Annotated in this window: 11 protein-coding genes and 1 pseudogene; 5 read left to right on the top strand and 7 right to left on the bottom strand. The window is 72.7% G+C overall.

Features of this window, described 5'->3' with window-relative positions; all coding sequences use genetic code 11:
• The 3 genes from JYK17_RS39610 to JYK17_RS39620 all read right to left on the bottom strand — a co-directional run.
• Nucleotides 1–806, bottom strand: an 806-nt coding sequence (locus tag JYK17_RS39610; protein ID WP_222812282.1) for an aminotransferase class I/II-fold pyridoxal phosphate-dependent enzyme, incomplete at its 3' end; no start/stop codon positions are given.
• A 139-nt stretch (nt 807–945) separates the two neighbouring features.
• Nucleotides 946–1,755, bottom strand: a complete 810-nt coding sequence (locus JYK17_RS39615; protein ID WP_222812283.1) for a hypothetical protein — start codon at nt 1,753–1,755, stop codon at nt 946–948.
• Nucleotides 1,756–1,938: 183 nt separating this feature from the next.
• Complete coding sequence (locus tag JYK17_RS39620) at nt 1,939–2,733, bottom strand: RNA polymerase sigma factor SigF (protein ID WP_108006328.1); 795 nt, start codon at nt 2,731–2,733, stop codon at nt 1,939–1,941.
• Nucleotides 2,734–2,990: 257 nt separating this feature from the next.
• Here JYK17_RS39620 and JYK17_RS39625 point away from each other — a divergent pair, with 257 nt between their 5' ends.
• Nucleotides 2,991–4,781, top strand: coding sequence for a thiamine pyrophosphate-requiring protein (locus tag JYK17_RS39625; RefSeq protein WP_108006330.1), 1,791 nt, complete (start codon nt 2,991–2,993; stop codon nt 4,779–4,781).
• Here the strand turns inward: JYK17_RS39625 and JYK17_RS39630 are convergent.
• Nucleotides 4,738–4,926 carry a hypothetical protein gene (locus tag JYK17_RS39630; RefSeq protein WP_108006332.1) on the bottom strand — a complete coding sequence of 63 codons (189 nt, stop codon included), beginning with the start codon at nt 4,924–4,926 and terminating at the stop codon, nt 4,738–4,740. The two genes, JYK17_RS39625 and JYK17_RS39630, sit on opposite strands and share 44 nt — an antisense overlap.
• Before the next feature lie 131 nt (nt 4,927–5,057).
• Here JYK17_RS39630 and JYK17_RS39635 point away from each other — a divergent pair, with 131 nt between their 5' ends.
• From JYK17_RS39635 to JYK17_RS39645, 3 genes are read left to right on the top strand one after another with little or no spacing between them, the layout of a single operon-like run.
• Nucleotides 5,058–5,456 carry a DUF2795 domain-containing protein gene (locus JYK17_RS39635; protein WP_108006334.1) on the top strand — a complete coding sequence of 133 codons (399 nt, stop codon included), beginning with the start codon at nt 5,058–5,060 and terminating at the stop codon, nt 5,454–5,456.
• Nucleotides 5,453–5,887, top strand: a complete 435-nt coding sequence (locus JYK17_RS39640; RefSeq protein ID WP_234548233.1) for a CBS domain-containing protein — start codon at nt 5,453–5,455, stop codon at nt 5,885–5,887. The genes JYK17_RS39635 and JYK17_RS39640 overlap by 4 nt, the downstream gene beginning before the upstream one ends.
• Before the next feature lie 53 nt (nt 5,888–5,940).
• Entirely contained in the window at nt 5,941–6,480 is a 540-nt protein-coding gene (locus JYK17_RS39645; RefSeq protein WP_108006336.1) for a type 1 glutamine amidotransferase domain-containing protein, read from the top strand.
• A gap of 36 nt (nt 6,481–6,516) precedes the next feature.
• On the opposite strand, the gene JYK17_RS39650 is transcribed toward JYK17_RS39645, so the two are convergent.
• From JYK17_RS39650 to JYK17_RS39660, 3 genes are all read right to left on the bottom strand, one after another.
• The gene (locus JYK17_RS39650) at nt 6,517–6,795 is read right to left on the bottom strand and encodes a DUF6158 family protein (protein WP_108006338.1); all 279 of its coding nucleotides are present in this window, start codon (nt 6,793–6,795) and stop codon (nt 6,517–6,519) included.
• A 143-nt stretch (nt 6,796–6,938) separates the two neighbouring features.
• Nucleotides 6,939–8,558, bottom strand: a complete 1,620-nt coding sequence (locus JYK17_RS39655; protein WP_222812284.1) for an ABC-F family ATP-binding cassette domain-containing protein — start codon at nt 8,556–8,558, stop codon at nt 6,939–6,941.
• Nucleotides 8,559–8,600: 42 nt separating this feature from the next.
• Entirely contained in the window at nt 8,601–9,245 is a 645-nt protein-coding gene (locus JYK17_RS39660) for a histidine phosphatase family protein (protein WP_222812285.1), read from the bottom strand.
• Between the two features lie 79 nt (nt 9,246–9,324).
• Between JYK17_RS39660 and JYK17_RS39665 the strand changes: the two are divergent.
• Nucleotides 9,325–9,530, top strand: a pseudogene (locus tag JYK17_RS39665) (phosphoesterase); the annotation flags it as partial.

Here is a 9,530-nt window from a genome sequence, read left to right on the forward strand (position 1 = left end):
TCCCCGAGTGCGTAGGCGGCGGGGGCGGCGACCGGACCGGCGATGCGGGCGCCGAGCGCGGTCAGCACGTCGAGCACGCGCGCGTGCAGCGCACGGCCGGACTCGTCGCCGCAGAAGCGGGCCACCGCGGCCGGCCAGCCGGGCGGCAGCAGGGCGCCCGCCAGGTCGGAGACGACGGTGACCCGGTCGGGCAGCATCTCGGCGGGGCTGACCAGCACGGTGTCGTGCGGTGCGTGCACGGTGTCGCGCCAGGTCTCGTCGCTGACCAGGTGCAGGCCCTCCGCCGCGGCGGCCTGCACGCACTCGTGCAGCGCGTCGGGCGGGGCGACGGTGGCCGTGGGGTCGTCGGCGACCGACAGCACCAGCAGCCGCGGGTCACCGCCCTCGGCGCGCACCCTGCGCACGGTCTCCAGGAGGGCGTACGGGTCCGGCACGCCACCGCTCTCGGCCGGCGTCGCGACATGGAAGGCGGGTCTGCCCAACAGGCGTGCGTACGGCGCCCACCAGGCCGCGCACGGCCTCGGCACCAGGACGTCGCCGCCGAGCGCGGCGGTCAGGGCGAGCAGCAGGGCGGGGGCGCCGGGTCCTGCCGCCACGAGGCCGTCCTCGGTGGGCAGGCCGCGCCGCTCCCAGTAACCGCGGGCGGCGTCGAGCAGTTCGGGTCCGCCGCCGATGGGCTCGCTGCCGGTCCGGGTCGCTGCCGCGGCCAGCGCGTCGGCGAGTTCGGGCGGTACGGGCAGCCCGTCCTCGGGCAGGGGTGGCCCGTAGCGGACGGGGCCGTGGCCTTCCGGGTCCGTCCGCCGCATGCCTACCTCCGCGCAGTCGTGCCTCGGGCAGTGAGTACCCAGGGTGCCGCAGGGCCACGGCCGTCCGCCGGGGTTGCGCCGGTCCCACAGTGGGTCGGCACATGGCGGGTCGGCGCACGGCGGGCCGGCGCGTGGCGGGTCAGCCGCGCAGGACGGAGCGCTTGTGCCACACCCGGTACGCGGCCCCGCCCAGCGCGCCCGCGATCAGGAGGCCGCCGGCGACCAAGGCGGGCACGGAGTCGGTGAAGGCGCCGCCCTCACCGGCCTGCACCCCGTGCTCGACCGGCCCGCCGCCGCCACCGCCGCCGCCGGTGACGTCGCCCCGTCCGCCGGGGACTTCACTCGGCTTTCCGGGGACGTCGCTCGGGCCGCCGGGGATGTCGCTCGGGCCGCCGGGGACCTCGCCGGCGCCATCGCCACCATCGCCGTCGGAGCCGTCGCCGTGGCCGCCGTGGAACGTGGCGCTCCACTCCTTGCCCTTGCCGCCGGGCGCCCCCGGGCAGGTGCCCTCGACGGTCCACGCGACGTCCTGGGCCGCCTCGGCATTCTGCGCGCCCTGAGCATCCTGGCCGGGGACGGCCCCATCGGGAGCCGCCCCACCGGGAGCGGCCTCGTCCGGGGCCGCCTCGTCCGGGGTGTCGCCCGCGAGATCGTCGGTGCCGGAGACGCGGGCGGTGCCGCGGTAGGAGGTGGAGGCGCCCTTGTCGTCGCCGGGGACGCGTTGCAGCTTGACGGTGCCCTCGTCGAAGGCCTCGGAGGTGGCGTCGATGGTGGCGGGGGCCTCGCCGCCGGTGGATTCGCAGGTGACCGAGACGGTGACGCTGCCGCCCGGGGCGACGGTGCTCGGACTGACCTCCGCGGCCGGGTCCGCGAGGGCGGCCGAGGCGGCGAAGCCGAGCGTGGCACTGGCCAGGGCCGCCACGGACAGCACACGGGCGGTGGAACGCATGGGGAGGGCTCCTTCGACGGGCGATGTGACGGGAGCACCCGAGGCCGTACGCGAGGCTTGGCCGTGCTCCCTAGCCCATCAGAGCCCGCTTCGCCTCGAGGCGCGCGCGGCCGGGCCCCATTCGCGCGAAAAGGGGCGTCCGAGCGGGTGAACCGGCCCGCCCGGACGCCCCCGCGGCGCCGCCTACGCCACGTCGCGCATGATCTGGTCCCGCATCCGGGAGCAGGACCGGCTGATCAGCCGGGACACGTGCATCTGGGAGATGCCCAGCAGCTCGGCGATCCGGCTCTGCGTCATGTCGCCGAAGAACCGCATGTAGAGGATGGTCCGCTCGCGCTCGGGCAGCGCCGCCAGCCGCGGTTTGACGGCCTCTCGGTCCACCACCGTGTCCAGTGCGGGGTCGGCCGCGCCGAGGGCGTCGCCGAGGGAGTAGCCGTCCTCGCTGCCGGGCAGTTCGGCGTCGAGCGAGAGCGCGGTGAAGCTCTCCAGCGCCTCCAGGCCGGCGCGGACGTCGTCCTCGCTCATTCCCGTGTGCGCGGCGAGTTCCGCGACGGTGGGCCTGCGGCCCGGGGTGGTCTGGGAGAGTTCCTGGGCCGCGAACCGGACGCGGTTGCGCAGGTCCTGCACCCGGCGCGGCACGTGCAGCGTCCACATGTGGTCGCGGAAGTGCCGCTTGATCTCGCCGGTGATGGTGGGCACGGCGTAGCTCTCGAAGGCGTTGCCGCGTGCGGGGTCGTAGCGGTCCACGGCCTTGACCAGGCCGAGGGACGCGACCTGGCGCAGGTCCTCGTAGCTCTCGCCGCGGCTGCGGAAGCGTCCGGCGAGCCGTTCGGCCATGGGCAGCCAGGCCTCGACGATCCGGCCGCGCAGGGCGTCGCGCCGCGGGCCCGCGGGGAGCGCGGCGAGCGTGCGGAAGGCCTCGGCGGTGTCCGGGGCGTCGTCGTGCGGGTGGTGCTTCGCGCTCGCTTGGGTGGGCATGTGCGTCGCAACTCCCTCGATGGTGCTCTGGGGTGGACGGTCCCGTGGGAGTGCTGCCGCGCTCGGGGACAGGACAGGCGCGACCGGGCGGCCCTGGCCGCTCCCCCACGGACGTGCCTCCTGTCCGAAGCACTGGTGTTGCGCCTGCCCATGAGTCCCCGGACCAAACACCGCACATGTTTTCCGGCGCACTTCGCGGTGACTCGGTTGTCAGACGACTGCCAGTCCGTCCACGCCAAGGCCCGGGAGGTCCCCACATGAGCGTCAAGGTCTCCGACCACATCCTGCAGCGACTGCGTGAGTGGGGGGTGGACCACGTCTTCGGCTATCCCGGCGACGGCATCAACGGACTGCTCGCCGCCTGGGGCCGGGCGGACAACCAGCCGCGGTTCGTCCAGTCCCGGCACGAGGAGATGTCCGCGTTCGAGGCGGTCGGGTACGCCAAGTTCAGCGGTCGGCTCGGAGTGTGCGTGGCGACCTCGGGGCCCGGCGCGATCCATCTGCTCAACGGTCTGTACGACGCCAAGCTCGACCATGTGCCGGTGCTCGCGATCGTCGGCCAGACGCACCGCACCGCGATGGGCGGCTCGTACCAGCAGGAGGTGGATCTGCACACGCTCTTCAAGGACGTCGCCTCGGACTTCGTGGAGACGGTGACGGTTCCCGAGCAGCTCCCGAACGTCATCGACCGCGCGATCCGTACCGCGTACGCCCGCCGCAGCCCGACCGCGCTGATCATCCCCGGCGATGTGCAGGAGCTCGACTACTCCCCGCCCACGCACGACTTCAAGATGGTCCCCTCCAGCCTGGACCGCAGTTCCTGGACGGCGGTGCCCTCCGAGGAGTCCCTGCGGCGGGCGGCGGAGATCCTCAACTCCGGTGACAAGGTGGCCATTCTGGTCGGCCAGGGCGCCGCGGGCGCACGCGCCGAGGTGGAGCAGATCGCCGGACGGCTGAAGGCCGGCGTGGCCAAGGCACTGCTCGGCAAGGACGTCCTGAGCGACGAACTCCCCTACGTCACCGGCTCGATCGGGCTGCTGGGCACCCGTCCGTCCTACGAGCTGATGCGGGACTGCGACACCCTGCTGACCATCGGTTCCTCCTTCCCGTACAGCCAGTTCCTGCCGGACTTCGGCAAGGCGCGCGCCGTGCAGATCGACATCGATCCGCACATGGTCGGGATGCGCTATCCCTACGAGGTCAATCTCATCGGCGACGCGAAGGCGACCCTGCAGCAGCTGATCCCGCTGATCGGCGAGGACCGCGGGCCCGAGTGGTACGACACCATCTGCGACAACGTGTCGCGCTGGCGCGAGGTGATGGAGCGGCGGGCGCAGCAGTCCGCCGACCCGATCAACCCGGAGTACGTCGCGCACGCCCTGGACGCGCTGCTGCCGCAGAACGCGATCGTCACCTCCGACTCGGGTTCCGCGGCCAACTGGTACGCCCGGCATCTGACGATGCGGCCCGGCATGCGCGCCTCGCTCTCCGGCACGCTGGCCACGATGGGGCCCGGGGTGCCGTACGCGATCGGCGCGAAGTTCGCCCACCCGGACCGGCCGGCGATCGCACTGGTCGGGGACGGGGCGATGCAGATGAACGGTCTGGCGGAGATGATCACGGCGGCCAAGTACCGCGATCTGTGGGAGGACCCGCGGCTGGTCGTCGCCGTGTTCAACAATCGCGATCTCAACCAGGTCACCTGGGAGATGCGGGCCATGTCGGGCGCCCCGTCGTTCCTGCCGTCGCAGGAGCTCCCGGACGTGCAGTACGCCGCGTTCGCCCGCTCCCTGGGGCTGACCGGGGTCCGGGTGGAGAAGCCCGAGGACGTGGAGGCGGGCTGGCGCGCCGGTCTGGAGGCCGACGGCCCCGCGGTGATCGAGTTCCTGACCGACCCGGCGGTCCCGCCGATCCCGCCGCACGCCACCTGGGAGCAGATGGAGGCCACGGCCGCCTCGGTCCTCAAGGGCGACGCGGACCGCGCCGGAATGGTCAGGCAGGGGCTCAAGGCAAAGGTGCAGGAGTTTCTCCCCCACCGCGAGAAGTGACGGCGGGGGCGACGGGGCCGGGGTGCCGCAGGGCGTCCCGGTTCCCGTCGTCCGGTCCGCGCGGCAGCAGCAGTTCCTCGTAGCGGCCCAGAGCCAGCACCACGCCGAGCATCAGAATCGGGATGATCACCGCGAGCAGTGCCATGGCACGTCCTTCCCCAGGTCCTGCGTGTGGGAGGCGCCCTCCGGGTTACCAGCCGCGCGGGTCGGCAAACACGGTGTCGGCGTCCGGTCATCGGGTACGCGGAGCGGACCGCGGAAGATCTGGAGAACGACATGCAGCGAGGCAATGACCGGCTGAGCGTCCACCGCGACGAGGAGATGAAGCACGAACTGCAGGGACTGCTCCGTTCCGGGCACCCGACGCGGACGGAGGAGTGGCACGACCCGGAGCCCGTCGCCGACGACGACCCGCAGGTCGCGGGCGGTCCGGTGGCGCCGGGCGGGTCCGGGGCGTCGTTCGAGACGGTCCGGCTGGAACTGGCCCGGATCCTCGGACGCAGCTCCTTCCCGGCGGGTCCCCGGGAGCTGACGGGCGTGCTGCGCCGCAAGAACGCGCCCGACATCCTCGTGGAGGCCGTGGGGCGGCTGCCCCGAACGGACCGCTACACGAACGTGCAGGAGCTGACGAAGGCGCTGACCCGGCCGGGGAACGTCCCGAGGGAGATGCGGTGACGGCGGATTTCGTCCGGGAGGTGATGACTCCGGGGGTCGTCGCCGTCCGCCCGGACGCGTCCCTCGTCGAGGCGGCGCGGCTCATGCGGACCCAGGACATCGGCGATGTGGTGGTCGCCGACGGGCAGCGCATCGTCGGCATGCTCACCGACCGTGACATCACCGTACGAGCGGTCGCGGAGGGCGACGATCCGGCGGTGGTCAGCGCGGCGTCGGTGTGCACCCGCGATCCGGTACTGCTCGCCCCGGACGATCCCGTCCCGGCCGCCGTGGCACTGATGCGCGCCCACGCGGTCCGCCGGCTGCCCGTCGTGGAGGACGGGCTGCCGGTGGGGATGGTGAGCCTCGGCGATCTGGCCGAGTCGCAGGACCCGGACTCGGCGCTCGCACAGATCAGCCGTGCCGAACCCGCCGACCGGGACACCCGGTGAGGCGAACAGAGTCGAGCAGAGTCGAGAAAGACGAGGAAGGGACGTCGAACACCATGCGTATCGCGTTTCTGACCGCGCCCGAGGGCGTGGAGCAGGTCGAGCTCACCGAGCCCTGGCGGGCCGTGCAGGACGCCGGTCACGAGCCCGTGCTCGTGTCGACGAAGTCGGGCGAGATCCAGGCCTTCGACCACCTCGACAAGGCGGACACGTTCCCCGTGGACGAGGTCGTGGGTGAGGCCTCGGCCTCCTCGTTCGGCGGGCTCGTCCTGCCGGGCGGTGTCGCCAACCCGGACTTCCTGCGCATGGACGACAAGGCCGTGTCGTTCGTCCGGGAGTTCTTCGACGGGGGCCGGCCGGTCGCCGCGATCTGCCATGCCCCGTGGACGCTGGTGGAGGCGGACGTGGTCCGCGGCCGGGTGCTCACCTCCTGGCCGAGCCTGCGGACCGACATCAAGAACGCGGGCGGCACCTGGGTCGACGAGCAGGTCAAAATCTGCGACCACGGCAGCAACAAGCTGGTCACCAGCCGTAAGCCGGACGACCTCAAGGCGTTCTGCGACGCGCTCGTGAGCGTGTTCTCGGAAGGCTCGTGAGCGTGTTCTCGAAAGGTGCCGGCTGAGCGGGTGACGTCAGCTGCGGGGAGTCGCCGACTCCCCGCAGTGCCGTTCCCTGGCGCCTTCCCGGGTGCGGCCCGCGGCGACCATGCGCTGCGGGTTGCGGCGCAGGTACTCGCCCTCCAGCTGGGCCATGCGATCGTTGTGGGCCCGCAGCGCGTCGGTCGAGGCGTAGAGCAGCGTGTCGTGGCGCGTGCGGTGGATCGTCTCCAGCTCCTTCATGAGCTGCTGGTCGTCCAGCCTGCTGGGGTCGACTCCGGTCATGGTGGTACCCCGCTCGTCGTGTTCGTCCATGCGGTACGAGTACCCGCCCGGCGCGCGTCAGACCCGAGCGGCATCCGGGAGGGAAACCATGGTTCTCACCCTTCTGCATCCACTCTACGAACAACCCGGCGCCCGGGCCTCCGTCGCTCGCACACTTCGGCGCCGGGGTGCGGTCACCGCACCCGCTCCACCCGCCGCTCGTCCCATACGGCGTCGGCGCTCTCGCGGACGCGTCCGTCGCTTCCGAACACCAGGTACCGGTCGAAGGAGCGGGCGAACCAGCGGTCGTGCGTGACCGCGAGCACCGTGCCGTCGAAGGCCTCCAGCCCCTCCTGGAGGGCCTCGGCGGACTCCAGGTCGAGGTTGTCGGTCGGCTCGTCGAGCAGCAGGGCCGTGACGCCCTGCAGTTCCAGGAGCAGGATCTGGAAGCGGGCCTGCTGCCCGCCGGACAGCCGGTCGAAGCTCTGCTCGGCCTGGCCGGTCAGCTCGTAGCGGCGCAGCCGGGACATGGCCGCTCCCCGGTCCTGGGCGTGCTCCTGCCACAGGATGTCCACCAGCTTGCGGCCCTGCAGTTCCGGGTGTGCGTGCGTCTGCGCGAAGTGCCCCGGCACGACCCGCGCCCCGAGCTTCCACTCCCCCGTGTGCGCCACCTCGTCGCCGGCCAGCAGCCGCAGGAAGTGCGACTTGCCGGAACCGTTGGAGCCGAGGACGGCGACCCGTTCGCCGTAGAAGACCTCCAGGTCGAACGGCTTCATCAGGCCGGTGAGTTCGAGTTGCTTGCAGGTGACGGCCCTGACGCCGGTACGGCCGCCCTTGATCCGCATCCTGATGTCCTGCTCGCGGGGCGGCTCGGGCGGCGGGCCCGCCTCCTCGAACTTGCGCAGCCGGGTCTGGGCGGCCCGGTAGCGGGAGGCCATGTCGGGGCTGTTCTCGGCGGCCTGACGGAGTGTCAGGACCAGTTTTTTCAGCTGCGCGTGCTTCTCGTCCCAGCGTTTGCGCAGCTCCTCGAAGCGGGCGAACCGGGCGCGGCGGGCCTCGTGGTAGGTGGCGAAGCCGCCGCCGTGCACCCAGGCGTCCGCGCCCGCGGGCGAGGGCTCCACGGAGACGATCTTCTCGGCGGCGCGGGCGAGGAGTTCGCGGTCGTGGGAGACGAAGAGCACCGTCTTGCGGGTCTCCTTCAGCCGCTCCTCCAGCCAGCGCTTGCCGGGCACGTCGAGGTAGTTGTCCGGCTCGTCGAGCAGCAGCACCTCGTCGGTGCCCCGCAGCAGCGCCTCCAGGACCAGCCGCTTCTGCTCACCGCCGGAGAGCGTGCTCACCTGCCGCCACTGCGCCCTGTCGTACGGCATCCCGAGCGCGGCCGTGGTGCACATGTCCCACAGCGTCTCCGCCTCGTAGCCGCGCGCCTCGGCCCAGTCGGAGAGCGCCTGCGCGTACGCCAGCTGGGCGGCCTCGTCGTCGACGGTCATGATGCCGTGCTCGGCCCTGTCGACGGCCCGCGCCGCTTCCCTGATGCGCGGCGGCGCGACCGACACGAGCAGGTCGCGCACGGTCGTCTCGTCCCGTACGGACCCCACGAACTGGTGCATCACGCCGAGCCCGCCGCTCACGGTGACCGTGCCGCCGTGCGGTTTGAGCTCACCGGAGATCAGCCGCAGCAGCGTCGTCTTCCCGGCGCCGTTGGGCCCCACCAGGGCCACGGCGGCGCCTTCGCCCACCCGGAAGGACACATCGCCGAGCAGCGCCCTCCCGTCGGGGAGGTAGTACTCGAGATGTGCGGCTTCCAGATGTCCCATGAGGCCGCATTCTGCGGGCCGCCGCGCGGCGCGGGCAAACCGTTATACGGGCCGGCCCGTGGGTCCGCCCTCGCCCGCCGGGGCCACCACGGCGCCCGCCCAGGAAAGAGCCTTCCAGCCGTCGGTGGGCGAGCCCTCCAGGATCACCACGCCGGTGTTGTCCAGCGGACGGTCGGCGGCGAAGGCGACGTCGACGTTGTCGGCGCGGGCCGCCGTCCACATCCGGATGGCGGCGCCGTGGCTGACCATCGCGACCGCTGCGGCGCCGCTGCGGGCGGCCTCCGCGACCACGGCGTCGTAGCGTGCGAGCGCCTCCTCGCCGTTCTCCCCGCCGGGCATCCTGAGCGCGGTGTCGCCCTCGGCCCAGGCGAACACCGTCGTCATGTAGAGGAGGCCGTGCTCGGAGTTGCCGGGGAGCATCTCCAGATCGCCGGCGGCGATCTCCCGGATGCCGTCCCGGACCAGGGGCTCCAGGCCGCGGGCGGCCGCCAGCGGGGCGGCGGTCAGCTGAGTGCGTACCAGCGTGGAGACGTACAGGGCCTCGATGTCCTCGTCGGCGAGGGCCCCCGGCAGGGCGGCCGCCTGGCGCTCGCCGAGTGCGGTCAGGCCCGGGCCCGGCACGGCGGTGTCGAGCAGGAAGTCGACGTTGCTGGGGGTCTGGCCGTGGCGTACGAGGAGCAGACGCATGCAGGTGACCTCCGGGTGTGGTCCGCCGCCCGTGGACAAGATGGACAGGAAACGGGCACTTCAGGGTAACCGGCACCGCATGAGCCCCGATCGCGACCTCACCTCGCCGACGCCCGGTCCGCGCCCCCTGCGCAAGCGGCTGTTCGCACTCGACAGCCGTGTCTTCGGCTTCGCCGCCGAGCGGGACTGGCCGGGCGCCGGGCCGGTGCTGCCCCGGCTCAGCCGGAGCGCGAACCACGGGGTGCTGTGGTTCGCGGCGGCGGCCGCGATCGCGGCGAGCCGCAC

It is taken from the genome of Streptomyces plumbidurans (assembly GCF_019857225.1).
Lineage (GTDB): Bacteria > Actinomycetota > Actinomycetes > Streptomycetales > Streptomycetaceae > Streptomyces > Streptomyces plumbidurans.

Bases quoted from the DNA above. Each gene is read 5' to 3' on its own strand.
- JYK17_RS39645 (WP_108006336.1), top strand. From the start codon at position 5,941: ATGCGTATCGCGTTTCTGACCGCGCCCGAGGGCGTGGAGCAGGTCGAG.
- JYK17_RS39650 (WP_108006338.1), bottom strand. From the start codon at position 6,795: ATGGACGAACACGACGAGCGGGGTACCACCATGACCGGAGTCGACCCC.
- JYK17_RS39620 (WP_108006328.1), bottom strand. From the start codon at position 2,733: ATGCCCACCCAAGCGAGCGCGAAGCACCACCCGCACGACGACGCCCCG.
- JYK17_RS39615 (WP_222812283.1), bottom strand. From the start codon at position 1,755: ATGCGTTCCACCGCCCGTGTGCTGTCCGTGGCGGCCCTGGCCAGTGCC.
- JYK17_RS39635 (WP_108006334.1), top strand. From the start codon at position 5,058: ATGCAGCGAGGCAATGACCGGCTGAGCGTCCACCGCGACGAGGAGATG.
- JYK17_RS39660 (WP_222812285.1), bottom strand. From the start codon at position 9,245: ATGCGTCTGCTCCTCGTACGCCACGGCCAGACCCCCAGCAACGTCGAC.
- JYK17_RS39630 (WP_108006332.1), bottom strand. From the start codon at position 4,926: ATGGCACTGCTCGCGGTGATCATCCCGATTCTGATGCTCGGCGTGGTG.
- JYK17_RS39625 (WP_108006330.1), top strand. From the start codon at position 2,991: ATGAGCGTCAAGGTCTCCGACCACATCCTGCAGCGACTGCGTGAGTGG.
- JYK17_RS39655 (WP_222812284.1), bottom strand. From the start codon at position 8,558: ATGGGACATCTGGAAGCCGCACATCTCGAGTACTACCTCCCCGACGGG.